Below are 20,996 nucleotides of genomic sequence, written 5' to 3'. Positions count from 1 at the left end.
TGCGGCCTCCGGCGATCGCCCGACATCGGGTTCCTAGCATGCGACATCGCCCCTTGCGCGACTGCCGGACCGCCTGCCATCTTGCCCCGCGACACGGGAAGGACGCGATGCTGACGATCGAGGATTATGTTGCCCTGGCGATTTTCGCCCTGCTGTGGACCGGTTTCAACTGGGCGACCGACGGCGAGCGCATGCTCGGGCGCGTCAGCCTGACCCAGCTGATGAACCGGCAACGGCGCGCCTGGATGCGCAACACGCTGACGCGCGACCTGAAGATGATCGACACGCAGATCATCGCCGGGCTGCAGGCGGGCACCGCCTTCTTCGCCTCGACGACGATCTTCGCGCTCGGCGGCTGCTTCGCCCTCCTCGGCTCGTCCGACCAGGTCCAGCGCATCTTCAACGACCTGCCATTCGTCTTCCATGGCGGTCGCGTCGCGCTCGAACTGAAGGTCGGCGGGCTCGCCTGTATCTTCGGCTACGCCTTCTTCAAGTTCGGCTGGTCCTACCGCCTGTTCAACTACTGCTCGATCCTGCTCGGCGGCGTGCCGATGATGGCGGAAACGGCGCGCGACCGCGACCATGCCGAGCGCGCCGTCGATCGCGCCGCGCGGATGAACATCCTCGCCGCCAAGCATTTCAATGCCGGCCTGAGGGCGATCTTCCTGTCGATCGGCTATCTTGGCTGGTTCGTCAGCCCCTATGTCTTCGTCGCCCTGTCGAGCCTCGTCATCTTCGTCCTCGTCCGCCGCCAGTTCTTCTCCGAGGCACGGGCCGCGCTGATCGAATCCGCCGACCCCTGACGCGTGTCGCGATCTTTCAGAGCCGCCCCCACGCTTTCGATCTCTGTTTCGACGCATGTCCCGCAAAACCGCTGCACAGTTTAGCGGGACATGGGTTAACGACAGCCGGCGCGCGGATTTTCCTTCAAATAGGTACTCTTGCGCGCGCCTCGCGCAAGCCTTTGCGCCTAGTCTTCCCCTCAACTGGAACGTGAACGCCCATGGCCGAGCCCATCCGCGCCCTTGAGACCGACGCCCTCGCGCCGGAAAAGCCGCCCCGCCTGACGCTGATCGACGTCGCACGGGGGCTGGCGCTGATCGCCATGGCGACCTATCACCTTTCCTGGGATTTCGAATATTTCGGCTATCTCGATCCCGGCACCACGGGACGGGGGCTGTTCCGGCTTTACGCCCGGCTCATTGCCGGCAGCTTCCTGTTCGTCGCCGGCTTCAGCCTGGTGCTGGCGAGCCTTCCCTCGATCCACCCGAGAGCCTTCGCGCTGCGATTCGCCAAGATCGCCGCCGCCGCCGCGGTGATCACGCTTGCCACCTGGATCGCCATGCCGGACGGCATGATCTTCTTCGGCATCCTGCATGCGATCGCGACCTTCAGCCTGATTGGCCTCGCCTTCCTGCGCCTGCCGGTGACGGTCGCGGCGCTTGCCGCGATCGCCGCCATCCTCCTGCCGCTCGTCTTTCGCGCGCCGCTTTTCGACATGCCGGTGCTCTGGTGGGTCGGGTTGTCAGAAACGCCGCCGCGCTCGAACGACTACGTGCCGCTCCTGCCGTGGATCGCACCGTTCCTTGCCGGGCTGGTTGCCGCCAGGCTCAGCCTCGCGCGCGGATTCGTCGCGGCACTCGCTCGCTTCAACGAGCCTCGACGCCCCTGGAAGGACAGGCTCGCCACGCTCGGGCGCTGGAGCCTGCCCTTCTATCTGCTTCACCAGCCGGTTCTCTTCGCCGCCGTCTATGCCATCAGCCTCGTCCACCCGGCGCCGGTGCCCGATCCGTCGGCGACCTATCTTCAGACCTGCGTCTCCGCCTGCTCCGCCAATCCCGACGGCGTGTCCTGCGCCCGCTTCTGCGCCTGCACGCTCGACGCACTGAAACAACAGAGCCTCTTCGACGACCTCAATGCCGGCCGGATCGACGTCGGAAGCGACGACCGCATCGGCGCGATCTCGCGACAATGCACCATGAACGCAACGGAGGAATGACCTTGAACGCATACCGCGCCAGGTCGCTGGCCTTCCCCTGGCCACCGATCGTTTATGCATCCGCCCTTCTGACGGCGATCCTTTTCCAGCGGCAGGTGCCCCTGGACGTCGCGCGCGACACGGCTCTTGCCGCGTGGTTCACGGGATCCGCGCTGATCGTCGTCGCGGTCTGCCTCGATCTCTGGGCGATGCGCACGCTGGTCGACAAGCACACGGCCATCCTGCCCAACCGCTGCTCGTCCTATCTCGTCACCTGCGGTCCCTATCGCTACACCCGCAATCCGATCTATCTCGGCTACGTCCTCGTCATGGCCGGTTTCGGGCTGATCACGCTCAATCCGTGGTTCTTCGTCCTGGCGATCGGCCTCGTCGTCTGGATGACCGGTATCGCGGTGCGCCATGAGGAACAGCACCTGCTCGCCCGGTTCGGCTTCGAGTTCGAGCGCTATGCGCGGCGCACCAGCCGCTGGATCTGAACGGGTCGCGTCAGATGTTGACGCCGAGTTCGGCAAGCCGGGTCAGGCAGGCCTCCTCGACATTGTCGAGTTCCGAAAGCGTGTCCTCGATATCCTTGCGCTTGCGCGTCAGGTCCTCGCGCTTCTCCTCGACACGGCGGATCATCAGGCGCAGTTGCCCCGCCTCTCCCGGCGGCTCGCGATAGACCTGGATGATCTCCCGGATCTCGGCGACGGTGAAGCCGATCCGCCGGCCGCGCAGGATTTCCTGGATCAGGCGGCGGTCGATCGCGCGGTAGAGACGCGTCCGCCCGCGCCGCTCGGGCTGGATCAGCCCCTCGTCCTCGTAGAAGCGCAGTGTGCGGGTCGAGACGCCGAATTCGCGCGTCAGTTCGGTGATCGTGTAATACTTGTCCAACGTGCCCTGCCCTATCGCCGTCCGGTCCATGCTGTTTGACTTTGACGTCAAAGTCAAACGGTCAGCGGCCGCCGAACCACCATGTGGCAAGGCCCAGAAACGCGAAGAAGCCGGTGATGTCGGTCACGGCGGTGACGAACACGGCCGAGGACACGGCGGGGTCGGCACCGAAACGGTCGAGCAGCAGCGGGATGAGAATGCCGCCGAGCGCGGCGGCGATCATGTTGATCAGGATCGCGGCGCAGATGATGCCGCCGATATTGACGTCCTGGAACCAGAAGCCGGCGACGATGCCGATCAGCAGGCCGAAGATGACGCCGTTCAGCAGGCCGACGCCCGCCTCGCGCCGGATGACCCGCCAGGCGTTGTGAATGTCGATGTCGCGTGTGGCGAGCGCCCGCACCGTGACCGTCATCGTCTGCGATGCCGCGTTGCCGCCCATGCCGGCGACGATCGGCATCAGCACGGCGAGCGCGACGATCTCCTGGATCGTCGCCTCGAACAGGCCGATCACGGCGGCGGCGAGGAAGGCGGTGATCAGGTTGACGCTGAGCCAGGGCACGCGCGAGCGCGACGCGCCGAGCACCGTATCCGACAGTTCCTCGTCGCCGACGCCGCCGAGGCGCATCAGGTCCTCTTCCGCCTCTTCCTGGATGACGTCGACGACGTCGTCGATGGTCAGCACGCCGACGAGGCGGCCGTTCTCGTCGACGACGGCGGCAGACAGCAGGTCGTACTGCTCGAAGAGCTGGGCGGCTTCCTCCTGGTCCATCTCGGCCGGGATCGGATGGTTGGTCTCGCGCATGATCGTTTCGATGCGGATCGAACGCTTGGTGCGCAGGATCCGGTCGAGATCGACAACGCCGACCAGGCGGAAGGTCGGGTCGATGACGAAGATCTGAGAGAAGGTGTCGGGCAGATCGGTGTCGTCGCGCATGTAGTCGATCGTCTGGCCGACCGTCCAGAACGGCGGCACGGCGACGAACTCGGTCTGCATGCGCCGCCCGGCCGTCGATTCGGGATAATCGAGCGAGCGGCGCAGGCGCACGCGCTCGGTAAAGGGCAGCTTGGCGAGGATCTCGGCCTGGTCCTCGGCATCGAGATCCTCGAGGATGTACACCGCGTCGTCCGAATCCATGTCCTCGAGCGCAGCGGCGATCCGGTCGTTCGGCAGGTGCTCGACGATCTCGACGCGGATCGTCTCGTCGACCTCCGTCAGGGCGGAGAGGTCGAAATCGTCGCCGAGCAGCAGGACGAGACCGAGACGCTGGTCGGGCTGGATCGCCTCCAGCAGGTCGCCGAGCTCGGAGGCGTGCAGGCGGGCAACGTTCTGGCGCAGGAACAGGACGTCGCGATCGGCGATGGCCGCGCCGACATGCATCAGGTAGTCGGAGCGGATCGAGCCGTCCTCGGCATAGATGTCGGCGGCGTCATACCCTTCGCCGGACATTTTCTCGCGGTTGCGGACGTCGTCGCCGGGGTTGGTCATGGGCCGCCTTTCCCGCGTGGATCGTCGACCCCGCGCTTTTTTCCGATTCGCCTCGATCCCCGCCAGGCGCCCGCCGACAGTCCGGTGGTGCTCGCGGTCCCAATCCGTTTCCCGTCCGCCCCGTTCGTGCCGCGGACAGCGTGCTTCAACCTTATGACCGCGACGCGTGACGGCCATGTCGGGCCCATCCCGAGATCTAGGGCGACCGGCGCGTGAATACCATGCGTCAGCGTCCACCCTGCCGAAGATCTTTTGCGGCGCAAAAAAGAAAAAACCCGCCGAAGCGGGTTTTCTTGGTGCGGTCGAGAAGACTCGAACTTCCACGGGTTGCCCCACAGCGACCTCAACGCTGCGCGTCTACCAATTCCGCCACGACCGCATCGTGGTAGGCGCCGAATTGCTCCGGCGCGGCTGCATGTAGCAAAAGCCCTTCCGGTGCACAAGGGCGTCGCGACAGAAATTTGACGCATGAGCGAGGATTTCGGGAGAACGGCTGAAAGGCGGTCTTAAAATACTGGAATATATGAATATTTAGAATCACGACGAAACGCGTCGCCGCGTGCGGAATGACGCTCGCGGCTTCGGTTCTCTCCCTTGGTTTCGGCCGGGCAACACCGTATATCTGCGGCGACCAATCGCTTCGGATGCGAGCCTTACCCATGCAGCGCGACGACTTCAGTGACAGATTTCCGGCGGTCGAGGGATCGCCTCCGGTGCGCTGGCGGATCGCGCCGGAACGCGTCGGCTATGACGAGGCCGTCGCCGTCATGGAGGCGACGGTGGCGGAGATCGCGGCCGGCACGGCGGGAGAGCTCGCCTGGCTCGTCGAGCATCCGCCGCTCTACACCGCCGGCACCAGCGCCAACCCCGCCGACCTGATCGCCCCCGACCGGTTTCCCGTGCATGCGACCGGCCGGGGCGGCGAATATACCTATCACGGTCCGGGCCAGCGCGTCGTCTATGTCATGCTCGACCTCAAGCGCCGGCGGCAGGACGTTCGCGCCTTCGTCGCGGCGCTGGAGCGCGTCGTGATCGAGACGCTCGCCTCGATGAACGTGCGCGGCGAGCGGCGCGAGGATCGCGTCGGCGTCTGGGTGCGCCGGCCGGAAAAACCGCCGCTCGCCGGCGGCGCCACGGCCGAGGACAAGATCGCCGCGATCGGCATCCGCCTGCGCAAGTGGGTGAGTTTTCACGGATTTTCGCTGAATGTCGATCCTGACCTCGACCATTTCGGCGGCATCGTGCCCTGCGGCATCCGCGACTACGGCGTCACGAGCCTCGTGGATCTCGGCCTGCCGGTCAGCGAGACCGATGTGGACATGCGCATCCGCGAAGCGTTCGAGGCGGTCTTCGGCCCGACCGTCGACGATCCTCAGCCGCCGGAAAACAGCCGGTCGGCGGCATAGACGATCGCATAGCCGTGCAGCCCGAGCGCGGCGTAGAGGCCGAGGCCGCAGAGCACCCGCTCGAAGCCGCTCATGTCGACCAGTCGTTCGCGCGGCTTGACGCCGCTGCGGTTCATCAGGCTGACGAGGGAAAAGACCGCGAGGCCCGAAAGCAGCGCCTGCGTCGACAGGCCGATGCGCCAGCCGATCGCGAGGATGGCGAGCGTCACGGCAAAGCTCGCAGCGACGAGAGCGCTTCGGGTCTCGAACACCTGCGCCAGCACCTGGCCACCGTCGAACCGGTTCATCGGCAGCAGGTTCAGGAGATTGAACGCGCCGAGGATGATGAGGAAGACCAGCGCCACCAGCGCCGCCTGCGGCACGGCGTGCTTGAGGGCGATCGTCGCCGGCACGAGGAAGGCCGACATGCCAGCGCCCATCAGCGCGCAGGTCGCGACCTCGAAGCGCGAATGGTAAGGCCGCCCGCCGATGGCGACGCCACCGAGAAACGGGATGAACAGCATGCGCACGCTGCGGTGTCCGAAGGTCCGGTAGGCGGCGAGATGGCCGAGCTCGTGCAGCACGATGACGGTCGTCAGCAGCACCGAAAGGGTCAGTCCCTCGACGCTGATCCCGAAGAACGGCCAGAGCAGAAGGGTGGAGACCGAGGCGAGCGCCACCTGGGCGGCGGGGCGCTCCAGCCCGTTCGGCTCGGGCGTGCTCACGCCATGGGCAAGCCAGGCCTCCAGCGCCCGCAACTCGCGCCTCAGCGCGAAATAGCGGAGGATAAGCACGGCGAGCCCCTTGTACCGGTCGGTCTGCTCGACGGTGACGGTCGCGCCGGTATCGTCACCGGTGACGGTGCGGCGCTCGCGGAACGCACGCCAGAAGCCGATGTCGAGCGCGCTGTCCTCGACGACCGTCGCCTCGTAGCCATGGCCACCGGCGACCACGACGGGTGAGAGCCGCAGGATCCGGCGCGTCGGCGCCCCGTGGCGGTCCGGCTGGACGAAGCGCTGTTCGACGAGATCCTCCGCCCCCTCGATCCGGCGGCTTTCGAGCGTGCCGTGGTGCCAGTCACCCGCCGGACCAGCGGGATCGACCGCCCGCCAGACCCGCTCGACGCCGGCCGGAAACCGGCGCGAGAGCGTCAGCGTCCGGTGGCCGAGGGGAATGGCGATCAGCAGCCAGATGACGCCGAGATTGATGATGACGAGGAGGATGACGGAAAGATAAGGGGTCAAAGCAGCCGTCTCCATCCGGTTTCGATCGCCATGGCGCGGCGGCGGCTCAGGCGGCGACGCCCTGCGCGTCGACGCCGGCGCGGGGGCGCGGGACGGGTCCGAGCAGATGCCGTTCGAGATCGGTGAGTGCGCTTCCGCGCGCCCGCATCACGCTGGTCGCCAGCCGGCGCCGCGCCGTGCCGGCTGCGGCCGACCGCGGGACGTCAAGCTGCTTCAGCGCGAAGACGGAAAGCGCCACGGGCACGAATCTCGAGGCGTCGATGATTCGGCGCAGCAGCTCGATCTCGACCTGTGTCGAAACGACACCGTCACGGGAGATCATCGCGATCAGCCAGCGTGTGTTGATGTCGTCCATCGACCCTTGCGGAAAACAGTGGTGGACGATGAAGGCGGTCATCTCGCCGATGAAATAGTCCGCCCATTGCGCGCATTTTTCCGGGCAGGCCGTGTTCAGCGCCAGAAGCGTCGCGGCATCGTCGCTCGAGGCCAGGCCTTTCGGAAACACATGCTCGCGCAGGATATCGATATCGTCTCTCGTCAGCTTCATCTTTCCGGCGATCACACATGCCGGATAAGACAGACGCAATTCGCCCATCTTTCTCTCTCCGTTTCTTCATGAAACCGTGGCCGAGAGTGGCACGAAGCTGTTTCTTTTCCGGAAAGCCGCAGGGTAAGCGGAGGGTTAAGGCGCCCTGCCCGCCTCCTTCGCCGCCAGCGCCGCCTGCACCTGCCGCTCGCGCCAGATGATGAACAGGCCGGAGGCGACGATGATGGCGATGCCCACCCATTTCGATGGTGTCGGGAAATCACCGAAGATCGCATAGCCGAGCGCCGTCGCCGAGACGATCTCGAAATAGTGGAACGGCGCCAGAAGCGAGGCCGGGACCGCGCGAAAGGCGCGCACGACCAAGAGATGGCCATAGCCGGAAATCGTGCCGAGCGCGATCACCAGCACCCAGCTCAGCGGGTTGACGGGCAGCGACGGCTCGAAGTCGCCGGCGCCGAGGATGCCGTCGGCGACGATGATGACCACCGTCATGAACAGGGTTCCGCCAATGCCGGCGACGGTCTGCATCGTCAGCGGCCGGTCGGCCGAGCCGAGCGCACGGTTCATCAGCAGGTAGCAGGCGAAGAAGAAGGCGCAGAACAGCGGCAGGAGGGATGTCGCGCCGAACGCCTCGAAGCTCGGCTGGATGACGATCATCGCGCCGCCGAAGCCGACGGCGATCGCAAGCCAGCGCCGCCAGCCGACCTTCTCGCCAAGGAAGATCGCCGACAGGCAGGTGAGGATGAAGGGCTCGACGAAATAGATCGCGAACGTGTCGGCGAGCGGAATGTATTTCACCGAGATGAAGAAGAGCAGCGCGGAGAGCGCGAGAAGCACCCCGCGCAGCAGGTTGAAGCCGATCCGGCTCGCGCGCAGTGCCGAAAGCCCGCCGGAGACCATCAGCAGCGGCAGGGTCGAGACGAGCTGGAAGAAGAAGCGGTAGAACGTCACCTGCCCCGGAGACATGCCCTGGTAGACGGCGAGATACTTCGCGATCGCATCCATGCAGGGCAGGATCAGCATGGCGAACAGCATGATCGCGATCCCTTCCATCACGCTGGACGAGGACGGGGCGGCGGAGGACGGCAGGGTCACGGGCTTTATCCGGGCGGGTCGGCACGGCCGCCGCGCGAGGTGCGGTTCGGCGGTATGCGGGGGTGAATCGGTCGTGGCAAGGCGACGAAGACTAGCGTTTCCGGCGGCCGGGGCATAGATGCCCGACAAGGACGCCAAACCGGAGCTGCGGTGGCACCGCCCGCCCCCGATGGCAGGATTGCGACAGTTTTTTACCTGGATCTGACGCAGGCCGCTCTGTCAATTCGTGCGACGCGGCTTAAGGTGGCGCAAGGCGGCCCCGGCCGCGTCCATCCCCGGAAGCGAGCGAGGAGGTTCCCATGCGCTACTCCACCGACGAGATGATCGACCGGCTTCGCCCGAAGAGCGATGGCGACACGCTCGGCGGCCGGATCTGGCGCGCGCGCGACGCGCTCGGCCTGTCGGCGAAGGATCTGGCGCAGAGGCTCGGCGTTCGCGTCGAGACGATCAGTGCCTGGGAGCGCGACATGTCCGAGCCGCGCACCAGCCGGCTGTTCGTGCTCGCCGGTGTCCTCGGCGTGACGCCGGCCTGGCTGATCGCCGGCTATGGCGAGGCTCCCGCTGCTGCCGCAGAGGACGGGACGGCGCGCCTCGCCGACCTTCTGGAGGACGTCCGCCGGATGCATGCCGCCACCGGCAGGGCGATCGCCGCGCTGGAGGTCGAGATCGCACGCCTGGCGGAAACGGGCGGCTGACCGGTCTCGCGGGAACCATCGCCGCCGCCGCCCGAAACGGCTGAAGCCGGCTCACGGCGCCTCTAGCATCGGCGCCCATGCCGGCGTCGATTTGCGCTTGAGCGCAGGGTGCGGCTCTGCGAATGTGCCGCCCGAACGAACCATCCGAAGACGAAGCATTCCAAGACAATGCATCCTAAGACAAGGGAGTCACAAGACCCATGGACGTCCGAGCCGCCGTTGCCGTTCAGGCAGGAAAACCCCTCGAAGTCATGACCGTGCAGCTTGAAGGCCCGCGTGCCGGCGAGGTGCTGGTCGAGGTCAAGGCGACCGGCATCTGCCATACCGACGAGTTCACGCTGTCCGGCGCCGATCCGGAAGGCCTGTTCCCGGCCATTCTCGGCCATGAGGGCGCCGGCGTCGTCGTCGATGTGGGTCCGGGCGTCACCTCGCTGAAGAAGGGCGATCACGTCATCCCGCTCTATACGCCGGAATGCCGCTCCTGCCCATCCTGCCTGTCGCGCAAGACCAACCTCTGCACCGCCATCCGCGCCACGCAGGGCCAGGGCCTGATGCCCGACGGCACCTCGCGTTTCTCGATCGGCAAGGACAAGATCTTCCACTATATGGGCTGCTCGACTTTCGCCAACTACACGGTGCTGCCCGAGATCGCGCTCGCCAAGGTCAATCCTGACGCGCCCTTCGACAAGATCTGCTACATCGGCTGCGGCGTGACGACGGGGATCGGCGCGGTGATCAACACGGCCAAGGTCGAGATCGGCGCCACCGCGATCGTCTTCGGCCTCGGCGGCATCGGCCTCAACGTCATCCAGGGCCTGCGCCTTGCCGGCGCCGACATGATCATCGGCGTCGACCTCAACGACGAGAAGAAGGCCTGGGGCGAGCGCTTCGGCATGACGCATTTCGTCAACCCGAAGGAGGTCGAAGGCGACATCGTTCCCTATCTCGTCAACCTGACGAAGCGCGGCGCCGACCAGATCGGCGGCGCCGACTACACCTTCGACTGCACCGGCAACACGAAAGTGATGCGCCAGGCGCTCGAATCGTCCCATCGCGGCTGGGGCAAGTCCGTCATCATCGGCGTCGCCGGGGCGGGCCAGGAGATCTCCACCCGTCCCTTCCAGCTCGTCACCGGCCGCACCTGGATGGGCACCGCCTTCGGCGGCGCCCGCGGCCGCACCGACGTGCCGAAGATCGTCGACTGGTACATGGAGGGCAAGATCGAGATCGACCCGATGATCACCCATCTCCTGCCACTCGAGGACATCAACACGGGCTTCGACCTGATGCACGAAGGCAAGAGCATCCGGTCCGTCGTCGTCTACTGATGATCTTCGTCGACGCCGATGCCTGCCCGGTGAAGCCGGAAATCCTCAAGGTCGCGGAACGCCACGGCCTCGAGGTGACCTTCGTCGCCAATTCCGGCCTGCGCCCGTCGCGTGATCCGAGGGTGAAGAACGTCATCGTTCCCGGCGCCTTCGATGCCGCCGACGACTGGATCGCCGAGCGCGCCGGTCCCGGCGACATCGTCGTGACGGCCGACGTGCCGCTCGCCGGGCGCTGCGTCGAACGCGGCGCCGAGGTGACGGGACCGACAGGACGCGTCTTCGACCGCACCAATATCGGCATGGCGACGGCGATGCGCGATCTCGGCGCCCATCTGCGCGAGACGGGGGAGAGCAAGGGATACAACGCCGCCTTCTCGCCGCGCGACCGGTCGAAATTCCTCGAGACGCTCGACCGGCTCTGCCGCCGTGTCAGGCCTTCGTGACGGCCGGCGGCGATGGTGAAGCGCGACAACCTGCACGGCGGGACGACGGTTCGCAACTGGCGGCAGCGCCGGCGCGGACCGTTCTACATGGCGACGCTCGCCGCCCTGCCCTGCTTCGCCGTGATGCTGGTTCTCGTGCCGCATCTTGCGATCGAGAGCGCGGCAATCGTTTTCTACATCACCTATCTGGCGCTGATGGCGGCGCGTATCCCGGGCCTGACGGCGGCGCGGCTGCGCGCGAGCCCTGAGCGCGACGACGAGCCGGCCCGCGCCATCCTTCTGGTCACGCTGTTCACCGTCGTGGCCGCGATCGCCGCCCTGTTTAACGCGCTGAACCGGACGCACGGGCAGAACCTTGCCGAAATCGCACTCGCCTTCGCCTCGGTGATCGGCGGCTGGCTGACGCTGCACACGATGTTCGCCATGCACTATGCCCACCGCTTTTGGCGCCACCGCCCGGATGAGACGGGAGCGGCGCGCCCGACCGGCGGCCTCGACTTTCCCGGCACGCAGGAGCCCTGCGGCTGGGATTTCCTTTACTTCTCGTTCATCATCGGCATGACGGCCCAGACGTCCGACACCGGGCTCACCACCACGGCGATGCGCCGGGTCAATCTCGCCCATGCGGTCGTGTCCTTCTTCTTCAACACGGTGCTGGTCGCCGCCGCGGTCAATGCCGTGGTGTCGCTAGCCGGTTAGCCATCACGGAGTTTTGTTCATGAAGGTTCTGTCCCAGAACACCGCCTTCGGCGGCATGCAGGGCGTGTTCGCCCATGATTCGGAAGCCTGCGCCTGCGAGATGACGTTCGCCGTCTTCGTGCCGCCGCAGGCGATCCAAGAGCGGCGCCCGGTGCTCTGGTATCTTTCGGGCCTGACCTGCACCCATGCGAACGTGATGGAAAAGGGGGAATACCGCCGGCTCGCCGCTGAACTCGGCCTTATCATCGTCTGCCCCGACACGAGCCCACGCGGCAACGACGTGCCGGACGAGATCACCAACTGGCAGATGGGCAAGGGCGCGGGCTTCTATGTCGATGCGACGGAAATGCCCTGGGCCACGCATTTCCGCATGTACAGCTACGTCACCGAGGAGCTGCCGGCGCTGATCGGGGAGCATTTCCGCATCGATACCGAACGCCAGGGCATTTTCGGCCATTCGATGGGTGGCCACGGGGCGATGACGATCGCGCTGAAGAACCCGCAGCGGTTCCGCAGTTGCTCGGCCTTCGCGCCGATCGTCGCCCCGTCCTCGGCCGACTGGTCGCGTGGCGCCTTCGAGAAATATCTCGGGCCCGACGAGGCCCGTTGGCGGGCGCACGACGCCTGCGCGCTGGTCGAGGACGGCGCGCGCTTCCCCGAATTCCTGATCGACCAGGGCAAGGCCGACAGTTTCCTGGAGACGGGCCTGAAACCCTGGCTGTTCGAAAAGGCCGTCGAAGGCACTGGGATCGGCCTGACGCTGCGCCTGCACGAACGCTACGACCACTCCTATTATTTCATCTCGACCTTCATGAACGACCACCTGCGCTGGCACGCGGAGCGGCTCGGCTGAAGCCAAGAGCGATCAGGCGGCGCCCGAGGTCGGCTGGAAGCGCGGCGCCGTCACCGGCTCGATGATGCGCACGCTTGACTGGGCGACGCCCTGGTGGCCTTCCATGTCGACGACCAGATGCCAGCGGCCGCTGTGCGGCACGCCGAGACGAACCGGCGACTTGCGGGCGATGCCGCCGATGAAATGATGCTTCTGCGCCTCCTTGTAGGCGCTGAAATTCTCGTCGGTCATCAGCCGCACATTGGCGACGGCGCTCAGGGTGATCTCGACGGCCACGCCGGCCCGCTGCTCGCGAAGATCGTAATGCGTGTAAGGAATAGCCTGTTTGGTCATGCCCGCGCGTCCGAAGATCCATCCGTCCCGGGGCAAATCCTAGTGCCGCCACGTTAACGAATGGTTGTTTTCGGCGTGCCGGACGCGCAGGTCGGCTTTTCACCGGCCGCGCATTGGTTTATGCCGGGGCCATGAAACAGATCGTGTTGGTCGCGGCGGGTGGTGCCATCGGATCGGTGCTGCGCTATCAGGCCGGCATCGTCGCCCTCCGGCTGTTCGGCACCCATTTTCCCTGGGGAACGCTGTTCGTCAACGTGACCGGATCGCTGATGATCGGCATTTTCGTCGAAGTGATCGCGCGCGCCTTCGACGCCTCCATGGATGTGCGGGTCTTCCTCGTCACCGGCGTCCTCGGCGGCTACACGACCTTTTCCGCCTTTGCGCTCGATGCGGTCGCCCTGTCGGAGCGCGGCGAACTTGCCACGGCCTTCGCCTATGTGGCGGCAAGCGTCACGGTTTCGATCGCCGCCGTCTTCGCCGGACTGGCCCTTGCGCGCGCGATACTCTAATACCCTGCCGCTTTGAGGCACAGGATGATTGCAGGACGATGGCCGGAATAGAACACAGACAGGTTGACGCCGACGAAGCGGGCATGCGCCTCGACCGCTGGTTCAAGCTGCATTTCCCCGGCCTCGGCTTCGGCGCCCTGCAGAAGCTTTTGCGTTCGGGCCAGATCCGCATCGACGGCGGCCGGGCGAAATCGGACACGCGGGTCCAGCCCGGCCAGGTGGTGCGCATTCCGCCGATCGAGACCGATGCGAAGCGCCCCGCGACCGGCGCGATCGCCGGCCATGAACTGAAGCACGCGCCGGACCACGAACTTCTGTCACGCATGCTGCTGCACGAGGACGCCAAGGTCATCGTGCTGAACAAGCCCGCCGGCATCGCCGTGCAGGGCGGATCGGGCGTGACGCGCCATATCGACAAGATGCTCGAGGCCTGGACCAGCCCGAAGGGGGAAAAGCCCCGCCTCGTGCATCGGCTCGACCGCGACACCTCCGGCGTGCTCGTCGTCGCCCGCACGCGCGGCGCGGCACAGGCGCTGACCGCCGCCTTCCGCGAACGCGACACGAAGAAGACCTACTGGTCGCTGGTGAAGGGCGTGCCGCGCAAGCGCGAGGACAAGATCTCCACCTGGCTGGTCAAGGAACAGACGCCGGACGGCGACCGCGTCCGCGTCGCCCGGCATGGAGAGGACGGTGCCGACCACGCCGTCTCCTATTACCGCATCGTCGAACAGGCGGGACAGGCGCTCGCCTGGCTGGAGATGGAACCCTATACGGGACGCACCCACCAGCTCCGCGTCCATGCGCTCCATATCGGTCATCCGATCATCGGCGATCCGAAATATTTCGAGGCCGACATCAACTGGAACTTTCCCGGCGGGATGCAGAACCGGCTGCACCTGCATGCCCGCCATATCGACATCCCCCACCCGTCCGGCGGACGCCTGAAGGTCACCGCGCCGCTGCCGCCGCACATGGTGCAGAGCTGGAACCTGCTCGGCTTCAGCGAGGAAGCCGCCGGCGGCGGGGACGACGCATGAGGCTCGTGCTCTTCGATTGCGACGGCACGCTGGTCGACAGCGCCGCACTCATCCACGAAGTGATGGTCCGCACCTTTGCCGCCTTCGATCTCGCTGCTCCGGTGATCGCCGAGACGAAGGCGATCATCGGACTGACGCTCGACATCGCGATCGCCCGCCTGCTCGGGCAACCGCATGTCAACGACCGGGCGCTCGCGATGACGGCCCACTACAAGTCGATCTTCGCCGGCGTGCGCCAGGAACCGGGATTCGAGGAGGCGCTCTTTCCCGGCATCGGTCCGCTGGTTGCGGCGCTGTCCCGGCGGCCCGGCCTGAAGATCGGCGCGGTCACGGGAAAGTCGCGGCGCGGCCTTCAACTGATCGCCGGCCGCCATGGCTTCGATACGGTGTTCTCGATTTCGCGCACCGCGGACGACTGCCCGTCGAAGCCGCATCCGGCGATGGTGATAGAATGCTGCGAGGGGCTCGGCATCGCGCCGCGCGACACGGTGGTCGTCGGCGACGCCGTCTACGACATGCAGATGGCGAAGGCGGCGGGTGCCGCTGCCCTCGGCGTCGCCTGGGGCTATGCGCCCGTCCCTGCCCTCGTCGAGGCCGGCGCGGACCACATCGCCCGCACGCCGCAGGACATCCACGACTGGCTGGAGTTGCAACATGCCTGATCATCGCGAAGACCTCACCTCGGCCCTGACCGATAGCGATCCCGTGCGGCGTGCCCAGATCCAGATGCTGAAACCCCTGCCGAAGCGCTTCTATGCCGAGGCGAGCGTCGGCGAGGCGGAGGGCGGCGGATACCGCGTGCTGCTCGACGGCAAGACCGTGCGCACCCCGGCGGGCACGCCCTTCGCGGTCCCCGTCCGGGCGCTGGCCGATCTGCTGGCCAACGAATGGAATGCCCAGCTCGATGTGATCGATCCGGCGCGGATGCCGGCGACCCGCATCGTCAACACGGCGCTCGACGGCGTCGCGAAGGATGTGCGCAGCGTTTTCGACGACATCCTGAAATTTGCGGGAACGGACCTCGTCTGTTACCGGGCCGAGGCCCCGGAAGGGCTCGTCCAGCGGCAGAACGCCTTCTGGAACCCGGTGCTGCGCTTTGCGGAAAACCGCTTCGGTGCCCGCTTCCTCGTGACGGAGGGCATCGTCCACCAGGCGCAGCCGCCCGAAGCGATCGCCGCCTTCGCCGAGGCGCTGCGCAGCTATGCGACGCCGCTCGGGCTCGCCTGCCTGCACACGATCACGACGCTGACGGGCTCCGCCCTCCTGGCGCTCGCCTATGCCGAGGGGCGCCTCGACGCCGGGCAGATCTGGAAGGCCGCCCATGTCGACGAAGACTGGCAGGCGGAGCACTGGGGCGTCGATGCAGAAGCGGCAGAGCGCCGCGAGGCGCGCTGGATCGAGCTGGAGACGGCGACCCGGGTGCTCGAAACCCTGCGCTGACCGTCCGATCCGTCCATCCGGCGGCATGTTTTTCGGACGTGTCGAAAGATTTATTTTGCAGCGGTCGGTCTCGATACGGGCACGCAGCGGCGTAGCGCAAAGTGTTTCACGATGAGGCAGGCGCAGGAGTGTCGGCTGCGCGACTGTCCCGAAAAGGGACGAACCTCCTCGTCGCCCGATCGTCTCCCCGTCGGATCCCCTTGTTTTTCAAGCCGGATCACGTCACGGCAGGTGTTCGCGCCGGCGGTGCGGGGCCTGCCGATCGCTCGCATTTTAGGAAAAGGCGCGTCAAAATCGACTAAAAGGAAAGCTCAATTTTATTCTTGTTTTATTCTTAAACTGTTCTTTTTTGTACTTAGTTTTACGATCGAATTTCGCGGCATGTCAAAATCTTCGTGGCAATGTGAACTCATCACAGGGGACGCACACGATGACGGCATCGATACGCAGGATCGGAATTCTCTCTGCCTTTCTGTCACTTGCAAGCATGCAGGCGGCCTTCGCCCTCCCGGCGAACATGGTGGTCACCGGCGGCACCAACCCGCCGATCGGGCACTATGAATTCTGCAAGAAATACACATCCGAATGCCGCAGCACCGGCAGCGATCCGGGCCCGATGGCCCTGTCGCGCGACGACTGGAAGACGATGCTAGAGGTGAACTACGATGTGAACCAGACCGTCACCCCGTTGACCGACATGGAAATCTACGGCGTCGAGGAACTCTGGGCCTATCCGACCAATGTCGGCGACTGCGAGGATTACGTGCTCCTCAAGCGCAGGATCCTGATGGAGCGCGGCTTCAAGGCGAACAACCTGCTCATCACCGTGGTGCTGCAGCCGAACGGCGACGGCCATGCCGTGCTGACGGTGCGCACCGACCGGGGCGATTTCATTCTCGACAACATGCGCACCAAGGTGCTGCTGTGGTCGGACACGGAATACACCTTCATCAAGCGCCAGTCTTCGGAACATGCCGGGCGCTGGGTGAAGTTGCAGGACGGCCGCGCTGGCGCCGTCGGTTCGGTCCAGTCGCAGTAAAAGCGCCCGGAGCGAACTTTCAAGAACAGGCGTGCCGCCACCGGCGGCCGCCGGATGTATAGGCCCGATTGTCTTTGTCCCCGTCGTATGATCGTGGCCCGTCGGCCGGTTCCGCTTGTCCCCGGAACCGGCCTTTTTTTGCCGTCAGCCCGGCGGCACCGTGACGATGCCGGCCCATGCCGCCGCCTCGAGGACGAGGATGCCGTAGCATCCGGCCCAGCCCGCAAGGATCGCCACCGACACCAGCAGCCCGACCGCCGGCAGACGGCCGGCCCGACGCTCGCCGATGACGGCCGCGACGAGCAGCGCCGGGCCTGCGAGAACGGCGGCAAGCAGCGGCAGCGGTGCGAAGCGCGCGCCACCGCGCAATGTCAGCGCGATCGCCTCCTCCGCCCCGAGCGCGGAGAGGAGAAGACGTGCCAGGAATGGGACGATCGAACCCGCCAGAAGCGCGCCAAGCACAAGCGTGTCGTTCACGAAAAATTAACCTTATCCGGTAACTCTTTGTCAGTCATTCGCGGAGCAATTTCCGTGCCGCTCGGCCCTGTGCCGTTCCGGGGCACGCGAAGACGCTTCCGACCGGAGGAAACCATGTCCGCGACGCCCGCCCTTGCCGACACGTCCGGCTCGACGCCGTTCTTTTCCGGCGCGCTTTTCTCCAGACTGACCGGCATCGCGGTGGCGCTGACGCTGGCGACCGCCGGCATCGCGGCCGCCGGCCGCTGGTATGGCGAGCGGCTCGCCCTTGCCGGCCATTCGACGAGCACCGAGACCCACGACATCTTCATCGGTCAGGACCATCTGCGGCTGCCGGGAAACGTCATCCGCTTCGCCGAGCAGCGCGCGACCGGTGTCGCCGAGCGGGTGGACCTCTATTTCACCTGGCCCGGCATGCAGGGCTATACCGACGACGGGCGCGAGGCGTTCAACGACGTCTCCCGGCCCGACCGCCTCCTCTTCGTCCAGATCTCGCAAAGCACCATGTCGCGCGACATGTCCGGGCGGATCGAACCGATCTACCGGCACCTCTTCGCCGACGCGGGCGCGCCGACCGCCTCGGGGCTGCGGCGCCACGCGATGAAGGAGACGAGCGGTTACGGCAGGGAAACCTTTTTCACCGCCGACCGGCCGGGTCAGGCGCCCTACGCGGTGCGCTGCCTGCTGCCGCAGGCGCCGGCGCTTTCCACCAGCGCCGACTGCCAGCGCGACGTGCATGCCGGCAACGATCTCGTCGTGCTCTACCGTTTCTCCAGCCAATTGCTGCCACAATGGAAAGCGATGGATGACGCCATCCTTGCCTATGTCGAGGCGAGGATCGTCCGTTGAACGCAGGTCAGATGCCCCGGGGGCGAAACCTTCCGTTCATCATAAACCGATTGGTAACGCTATCCCGGTTAGTTTCGAAGCAACGGTCGTTTGAGAGGCGTCCGGACGGCCCTCCTCACGTGAGCATGAAGAGTAATAGAGTGTTCCCATCCATGCCCTTCCCCTCCGCTACCTCGTCCTGCCGCGCGATCGCAAAGGTCGCTGGCCGCTTCGTGATCGCCGGGTTCCTCGGCATCGCCGCCGTCACGGCGGCCACGGGCGCCGCCGCCAATCCGAAATATGCCGGCATCGTCGTCGATGCGAAGACGGGCAAGGTGCTCTACGGCGATTCGGCCGACGAGCTGCGCTACCCCGCTTCGCTGACGAAGATGATGACGCTCTACCTCACCTTCGAGGCGCTCGAAGCCGGCAAGATCCGCAAGACGACGAAGGTCCCCTTCTCGAAGCATGCAGCCTCCGAGCCGCCTTCCAAGCTCGGCGTCGGTGCGGGCAAGGCCATTACGGTCGAAGAGGCGATCCTCTCCCTCGTCACCCGCTCGGCCAATGATTCGGCCACCGCGCTCGGCGAGATGCTCGGCGGCTCCGAACCCCGCTTCGCCCGGATGATGACCAACAAGGCGCGCGCGCTCGGCATGACGCGCACCACCTACCGCAACGCCAACGGCCTTCCCGATCCGGCGCAGATGACGACCGCGCGCGACCAGGCGCGCCTCGGGCTCGCGCTCCGCCAGCATTTCCCGCAATATTACGACTATTTCTCCACCCGCAGCTTCCGCTTCGGCAAGAACGTGATCGGCAACCACAACCGTCTGCTCGGCAATGTCCGCGGCGTCGACGGCATCAAGACCGGCTACACCCGCGCCTCCGGCTTCAACCTCGCCACCTCGGCGGAAGCGGACGGACGCAGCATCGTCGCGGTCGTGCTCGGCGGAACCTCGGGCGGTGCCCGCGACGCGCAGATGCGCAAGCTGGTCGCGACCTACATGCCGGCCGCCTCGACGCGCGGCAAGTCCGGCGTCAAGATCCAGGCGCCGCCGGTCGAGATGGTGTCCGCACGGCAGGCTCCGGTCGAGGAGATCGTCGAAACCGAGACCGCAGCGGTCGCCGGCTTCTCCCTGCCGGAAAACGGCCCCGTGCCGGGCGCCCGCTATGTTGGCGAGAGCGCCGAGGTCGAGGTTGCCTATGCCTCGGCGGCGCCGCGCTCGGAAAATCCGCTGGTGAAGCGCAAGCCCGCGCCCGCCGGCACGCTCGATGCGCAGCACGAAGCGATCGAGGCAATGGCGCCCTCCGTCGACGCGCAGATCACCAATTCGGTGGCGAAGGCGGCACCGTCCGGTGCGGTGGGCGGCTGGGTGATCCAGATCGGCGCCACGCCGACCGAAGGACAGGCCATGGCGCTGCTCGCCGTCGCCCAGAAGAAGGCGGGCGGGACGCTGAACGAGGCAAAGCCCTTCGCGGTTGCCTTCGGCGACATCTACCGCGCCCGTTTCGGCGGCTTCGGCAGCCAGTCCCAAGCGACGACGGCCTGCAAGGCCCTGACAAAACGCGGCTTTTCCTGCTGGGCGACCCAGCAGTGACCTTAAGTGGCCGGTGCCTTCGGCATCGGTCCCGCACGCCTTCCTTTCGGTAAGACCACTTTCTCAACGTCTTCCGGCACCGGCCTGACGGTCGATGCCCCTCCCTCGGTTTGTTTTGCGTCACGGGGACAGACATGGCAACGAATGAAAATGCGCCCGGCGCGCCGGCGCCGCCGGAGCCGCGGCTGCCATTGCCGCGCTTTCACCTGCATCCGCTGCACGAGGCCGCCCTGAGGCTCGCGGATATCGGCCTGAACCGGCCGCGTGCCAAGACGCGCGATCTCGTGGTCATGCTGCTCGCCCACGGCGCCCGTGCCTGGCGCCACGGCCAGCCGCGCGCGGCGATCCATCTCCATGTCACCTGCTCCGGCCGCCGCCTGCCCGTCCGGCTGCATATCGGCTGAGACCGCGCCGGTCAGAGCAGCCCGAGTTCGGCGAGGGTGAGGCGCAGATCCGGCGGCATCTCGCCGTCGCCGCCGCTGCCGCCGAGATCGGCCGGCGCCTCCTTCTCCATGAGATAGCGCCAGCCCTGGAAGGCACGGCGGGGCTGGCGGAAGGTTTCCACCACTTCCGGCCCGAGCACCAGATGGCAGCGGCCGATGCCGTCGCCGCCGGTGAAGGGCTCGATCGATATCAGCCTCTGGCGCGCCTGCACCTGACCCTTGATCACCCAGTAGAGCGATCCGCCGTCGAGCAGTTCGTCGCAACGCTTCGGCACCATGCGGGTCGTGTGTACCGAATGCGGTTCGAGGCCGGCCGCGATCGCCGTCAGGGCGCGCTCCGCCACCCATTCGCGCAGGTCCTCGATCGAGTCGGCGCCGACGCAGAGTTTGATGAGATGAAGGGCCATGCCCGGTTGAACACCCGCCGCCCCCGACCCGTCAAGCATCCGCGACGGCGATCCACAAGCGGGAGCGATGCGTTTCATTCGTCACGACACCATCGCGTTAACCGTCCGTTAACCCTGCCGCGCGATGATGGCGTCAGATGACCTGACTACGGATGGACTAGAGCGTCTTCGATGAACGCGGAGTCGGATTGATGATTCACGCGGTCGGGCTTGTCTGATTCACTGGTCCTGGTGA

At 66.2% G+C, this 20,996-nt stretch carries 25 protein-coding genes and 1 tRNA gene; 17 read left to right on the top strand and 9 right to left on the bottom strand.

Going from position 1 to position 20,996, the window contains the following annotated elements:
* The first annotated feature begins 107 nt into the window (after positions 1 to 107).
* From ACEVQ6_RS10510 to ACEVQ6_RS10500, 3 genes are all read left to right on the top strand, one after another.
* Positions 108 to 803, top strand: a complete 696-nt coding sequence (locus ACEVQ6_RS10510) for a DUF599 domain-containing protein (RefSeq protein WP_374888934.1) — start codon at positions 108 to 110, stop codon at positions 801 to 803.
* A gap of 200 nt (positions 804 to 1,003) precedes the next feature.
* A complete protein-coding gene (locus tag ACEVQ6_RS10505) occupies positions 1,004 to 1,999 on the top strand; it encodes a DUF1624 domain-containing protein (protein ID WP_374888933.1) in 996 nt (331 codons plus the stop codon).
* Entirely contained in the window at positions 1,996 to 2,475 is a 480-nt protein-coding gene (locus ACEVQ6_RS10500) for a methyltransferase family protein (RefSeq protein WP_374888932.1), read from the top strand. Before ACEVQ6_RS10505 ends, ACEVQ6_RS10500 begins: the two co-directional genes overlap by 4 nt.
* Positions 2,476 to 2,485: 10 nt before the next feature.
* Here ACEVQ6_RS10500 and ACEVQ6_RS10495 read toward each other — a convergent pair whose 3' ends face one another.
* The 3 genes from ACEVQ6_RS10495 to ACEVQ6_RS10485 all read right to left on the bottom strand — a co-directional run bounded on the left by ACEVQ6_RS10495 (position 2,486) and on the right by ACEVQ6_RS10485 (position 4,740).
* On the bottom strand, positions 2,486 to 2,872 hold the full coding sequence (locus tag ACEVQ6_RS10495) for a MerR family transcriptional regulator (protein WP_374888931.1): 387 nt from the start codon (positions 2,870 to 2,872) through the stop codon (positions 2,486 to 2,488).
* A 61-nt stretch (positions 2,873 to 2,933) separates the two neighbouring features.
* Positions 2,934 to 4,361 carry a magnesium transporter gene (mgtE, locus tag ACEVQ6_RS10490; protein WP_374888930.1) on the bottom strand — a complete coding sequence of 476 codons (1,428 nt, stop codon included), beginning with the start codon at positions 4,359 to 4,361 and terminating at the stop codon, positions 2,934 to 2,936.
* A 294-nt stretch (positions 4,362 to 4,655) separates the two neighbouring features.
* Positions 4,656 to 4,740 (bottom strand) — tRNA-Leu (locus ACEVQ6_RS10485).
* Positions 4,741 to 5,020: 280 nt separating this feature from the next.
* Here ACEVQ6_RS10485 and lipB point away from each other — a divergent pair.
* Positions 5,021 to 5,767 (top strand): lipoyl(octanoyl) transferase LipB, encoded by a 747-nt coding sequence (gene lipB, locus ACEVQ6_RS10480; protein WP_374888929.1) that lies wholly within the window; start codon positions 5,021 to 5,023, stop codon positions 5,765 to 5,767.
* Here lipB and ACEVQ6_RS10475 read toward each other — a convergent pair.
* The 3 genes from ACEVQ6_RS10475 to ACEVQ6_RS10465 all read right to left on the bottom strand — a co-directional run bounded on the left by ACEVQ6_RS10475 (position 5,734) and on the right by ACEVQ6_RS10465 (position 8,590).
* Positions 5,734 to 6,990, bottom strand: coding sequence for a hypothetical protein (locus tag ACEVQ6_RS10475; protein ID WP_374888928.1), 1,257 nt, complete (start codon positions 6,988 to 6,990; stop codon positions 5,734 to 5,736). The genes lipB and ACEVQ6_RS10475 overlap by 34 nt on opposite strands.
* A 46-nt stretch (positions 6,991 to 7,036) precedes the next feature.
* The gene (locus ACEVQ6_RS10470) at positions 7,037 to 7,537 is read right to left on the bottom strand and encodes a hypothetical protein (RefSeq protein WP_374888927.1); all 501 of its coding nucleotides are present in this window, start codon (positions 7,535 to 7,537) and stop codon (positions 7,037 to 7,039) included.
* A 135-nt stretch (positions 7,538 to 7,672) separates the two neighbouring features.
* Complete coding sequence (locus ACEVQ6_RS10465) at positions 7,673 to 8,590, bottom strand: DMT family transporter (protein ID WP_374889191.1); 918 nt, start codon at positions 8,588 to 8,590, stop codon at positions 7,673 to 7,675.
* Positions 8,591 to 8,931: 341 nt separating this feature from the next.
* On the opposite strand from ACEVQ6_RS10465, the gene ACEVQ6_RS10460 reads away from it, so the two are divergent.
* From ACEVQ6_RS10460 to fghA, 5 genes are all read left to right on the top strand, one after another.
* Entirely contained in the window at positions 8,932 to 9,327 is a 396-nt protein-coding gene (locus ACEVQ6_RS10460; protein WP_374888926.1) for a helix-turn-helix domain-containing protein, read from the top strand.
* A 200-nt stretch (positions 9,328 to 9,527) separates the two neighbouring features.
* Positions 9,528 to 10,655, top strand: coding sequence for an S-(hydroxymethyl)glutathione dehydrogenase/class III alcohol dehydrogenase (locus tag ACEVQ6_RS10455; protein WP_374888925.1), 1,128 nt, complete (start codon positions 9,528 to 9,530; stop codon positions 10,653 to 10,655).
* The gene (locus ACEVQ6_RS10450) at positions 10,655 to 11,098 is read left to right on the top strand and encodes a YaiI/YqxD family protein (protein ID WP_374888924.1); all 444 of its coding nucleotides are present in this window, start codon (positions 10,655 to 10,657) and stop codon (positions 11,096 to 11,098) included. Before ACEVQ6_RS10455 ends, ACEVQ6_RS10450 begins: the two co-directional genes overlap by 1 nt.
* Before the next feature lie 12 nt (positions 11,099 to 11,110).
* The gene (locus ACEVQ6_RS10445) at positions 11,111 to 11,797 is read left to right on the top strand and encodes a DUF1345 domain-containing protein (RefSeq protein WP_374888923.1); all 687 of its coding nucleotides are present in this window, start codon (positions 11,111 to 11,113) and stop codon (positions 11,795 to 11,797) included.
* Between the two features lie 19 nt (positions 11,798 to 11,816).
* Entirely contained in the window at positions 11,817 to 12,650 is an 834-nt protein-coding gene (gene fghA / locus ACEVQ6_RS10440) for an S-formylglutathione hydrolase (protein WP_374888922.1), read from the top strand.
* A 12-nt stretch (positions 12,651 to 12,662) separates the two neighbouring features.
* On the opposite strand, the gene ACEVQ6_RS10435 is transcribed toward fghA, so the two are convergent.
* On the bottom strand, positions 12,663 to 12,983 hold the full coding sequence (locus ACEVQ6_RS10435; protein WP_374888921.1) for a DUF1883 domain-containing protein: 321 nt from the start codon (positions 12,981 to 12,983) through the stop codon (positions 12,663 to 12,665).
* A 131-nt stretch (positions 12,984 to 13,114) separates the two neighbouring features.
* On the opposite strand from ACEVQ6_RS10435, the gene crcB reads away from it, so the two are divergent.
* From crcB to ACEVQ6_RS10410, 5 genes are all read left to right on the top strand, one after another.
* A complete protein-coding gene (gene crcB, locus ACEVQ6_RS10430) occupies positions 13,115 to 13,492 on the top strand; it encodes a fluoride efflux transporter CrcB (protein ID WP_374888920.1) in 378 nt (125 codons plus the stop codon).
* Positions 13,493 to 13,530: 38 nt separating this feature from the next.
* Positions 13,531 to 14,529 carry an RluA family pseudouridine synthase gene (locus tag ACEVQ6_RS10425; RefSeq protein WP_374888919.1) on the top strand — a complete coding sequence of 333 codons (999 nt, stop codon included), beginning with the start codon at positions 13,531 to 13,533 and terminating at the stop codon, positions 14,527 to 14,529.
* Positions 14,526 to 15,191 carry an HAD-IA family hydrolase gene (locus ACEVQ6_RS10420; RefSeq protein ID WP_374888918.1) on the top strand — a complete coding sequence of 222 codons (666 nt, stop codon included), beginning with the start codon at positions 14,526 to 14,528 and terminating at the stop codon, positions 15,189 to 15,191. The genes ACEVQ6_RS10425 and ACEVQ6_RS10420 overlap by 4 nt, the downstream gene beginning before the upstream one ends.
* Positions 15,184 to 15,969 carry an ATP12 family chaperone protein gene (locus tag ACEVQ6_RS10415; RefSeq protein ID WP_374888917.1) on the top strand — a complete coding sequence of 262 codons (786 nt, stop codon included), beginning with the start codon at positions 15,184 to 15,186 and terminating at the stop codon, positions 15,967 to 15,969. The genes ACEVQ6_RS10420 and ACEVQ6_RS10415 overlap by 8 nt, the downstream gene beginning before the upstream one ends.
* A 487-nt stretch (positions 15,970 to 16,456) precedes the next feature.
* Positions 16,457 to 17,008 carry a transglutaminase-like cysteine peptidase gene (locus tag ACEVQ6_RS10410; RefSeq protein ID WP_374889190.1) on the top strand — a complete coding sequence of 184 codons (552 nt, stop codon included), beginning with the start codon at positions 16,457 to 16,459 and terminating at the stop codon, positions 17,006 to 17,008.
* Between the two features lie 144 nt (positions 17,009 to 17,152).
* Here ACEVQ6_RS10410 and ACEVQ6_RS10405 read toward each other — a convergent pair whose 3' ends face one another.
* Entirely contained in the window at positions 17,153 to 17,485 is a 333-nt protein-coding gene (locus ACEVQ6_RS10405; protein WP_374888916.1) for a hypothetical protein, read from the bottom strand.
* Positions 17,486 to 17,599: 114 nt separating this feature from the next.
* Here ACEVQ6_RS10405 and ACEVQ6_RS10400 point away from each other — a divergent pair, with 114 nt between their 5' ends.
* From ACEVQ6_RS10400 to ACEVQ6_RS10390, 3 genes are all read left to right on the top strand, one after another.
* Positions 17,600 to 18,334, top strand: a complete 735-nt coding sequence (locus ACEVQ6_RS10400) for a hypothetical protein (protein WP_374888915.1) — start codon at positions 17,600 to 17,602, stop codon at positions 18,332 to 18,334.
* A 119-nt stretch (positions 18,335 to 18,453) separates the two neighbouring features.
* Positions 18,454 to 19,911, top strand: a complete 1,458-nt coding sequence (locus ACEVQ6_RS10395; RefSeq protein WP_374888914.1) for an SPOR domain-containing protein — start codon at positions 18,454 to 18,456, stop codon at positions 19,909 to 19,911.
* Positions 19,912 to 20,045: 134 nt separating this feature from the next.
* Positions 20,046 to 20,315, top strand: a complete 270-nt coding sequence (locus tag ACEVQ6_RS10390) for a hypothetical protein (protein WP_374888913.1) — start codon at positions 20,046 to 20,048, stop codon at positions 20,313 to 20,315.
* Between the two features lie 11 nt (positions 20,316 to 20,326).
* On the opposite strand, the gene ACEVQ6_RS10385 is transcribed toward ACEVQ6_RS10390, so the two are convergent.
* On the bottom strand, positions 20,327 to 20,761 hold the full coding sequence (locus ACEVQ6_RS10385) for a DUF1489 family protein (RefSeq protein WP_374888912.1): 435 nt from the start codon (positions 20,759 to 20,761) through the stop codon (positions 20,327 to 20,329).
* Positions 20,762 to 20,996 lie beyond the last annotated feature (235 nt).

Origin of the sequence: Ensifer soli, assembly GCF_041928815.1 — a bacterium.
Classification (GTDB): Bacteria; Pseudomonadota; Alphaproteobacteria; order Rhizobiales; family Rhizobiaceae; genus JBHFEI01.
The sequence above is the reverse complement of the archived record's forward strand: the minus strand, read 5'-3'. Positions and strand labels throughout refer to the sequence as shown.

Coding starts and splice junctions, on each gene's coding strand:
- ACEVQ6_RS10445 (WP_374888923.1), top strand. CDS start 11,111: ATGGTGAAGCGCGACAACCTGCACGGCGGGACGACGGTTCGCAACTGG.
- ACEVQ6_RS10425 (WP_374888919.1), top strand. CDS start 13,531: ATGGCCGGAATAGAACACAGACAGGTTGACGCCGACGAAGCGGGCATG.
- ACEVQ6_RS10500 (WP_374888932.1), top strand. CDS start 1,996: ATGACCTTGAACGCATACCGCGCCAGGTCGCTGGCCTTCCCCTGGCCA.
- ACEVQ6_RS10420 (WP_374888918.1), top strand. CDS start 14,526: ATGAGGCTCGTGCTCTTCGATTGCGACGGCACGCTGGTCGACAGCGCC.
- ACEVQ6_RS10410 (WP_374889190.1), top strand. CDS start 16,457: ATGCAGGCGGCCTTCGCCCTCCCGGCGAACATGGTGGTCACCGGCGGC.
- lipB (WP_374888929.1), top strand. CDS start 5,021: ATGCAGCGCGACGACTTCAGTGACAGATTTCCGGCGGTCGAGGGATCG.
- ACEVQ6_RS10465 (WP_374889191.1), bottom strand. CDS start 8,590: ATGGAAGGGATCGCGATCATGCTGTTCGCCATGCTGATCCTGCCCTGC.
- ACEVQ6_RS10470 (WP_374888927.1), bottom strand. CDS start 7,537: ATGAAGCTGACGAGAGACGATATCGATATCCTGCGCGAGCATGTGTTT.
- ACEVQ6_RS10415 (WP_374888917.1), top strand. CDS start 15,184: ATGCCTGATCATCGCGAAGACCTCACCTCGGCCCTGACCGATAGCGAT.
- ACEVQ6_RS10510 (WP_374888934.1), top strand. CDS start 108: ATGCTGACGATCGAGGATTATGTTGCCCTGGCGATTTTCGCCCTGCTG.
- ACEVQ6_RS10400 (WP_374888915.1), top strand. CDS start 17,600: ATGTCCGCGACGCCCGCCCTTGCCGACACGTCCGGCTCGACGCCGTTC.
- ACEVQ6_RS10435 (WP_374888921.1), bottom strand. CDS start 12,983: ATGACCAAACAGGCTATTCCTTACACGCATTACGATCTTCGCGAGCAG.
- mgtE (WP_374888930.1), bottom strand. CDS start 4,361: ATGACCAACCCCGGCGACGACGTCCGCAACCGCGAGAAAATGTCCGGC.
- fghA (WP_374888922.1), top strand. CDS start 11,817: ATGAAGGTTCTGTCCCAGAACACCGCCTTCGGCGGCATGCAGGGCGTG.
- ACEVQ6_RS10450 (WP_374888924.1), top strand. CDS start 10,655: ATGATCTTCGTCGACGCCGATGCCTGCCCGGTGAAGCCGGAAATCCTC.
- ACEVQ6_RS10455 (WP_374888925.1), top strand. CDS start 9,528: ATGGACGTCCGAGCCGCCGTTGCCGTTCAGGCAGGAAAACCCCTCGAA.
- ACEVQ6_RS10505 (WP_374888933.1), top strand. CDS start 1,004: ATGGCCGAGCCCATCCGCGCCCTTGAGACCGACGCCCTCGCGCCGGAA.
- crcB (WP_374888920.1), top strand. CDS start 13,115: ATGAAACAGATCGTGTTGGTCGCGGCGGGTGGTGCCATCGGATCGGTG.
- ACEVQ6_RS10390 (WP_374888913.1), top strand. CDS start 20,046: ATGGCAACGAATGAAAATGCGCCCGGCGCGCCGGCGCCGCCGGAGCCG.
- ACEVQ6_RS10385 (WP_374888912.1), bottom strand. CDS start 20,761: ATGGCCCTTCATCTCATCAAACTCTGCGTCGGCGCCGACTCGATCGAG.
- ACEVQ6_RS10460 (WP_374888926.1), top strand. CDS start 8,932: ATGCGCTACTCCACCGACGAGATGATCGACCGGCTTCGCCCGAAGAGC.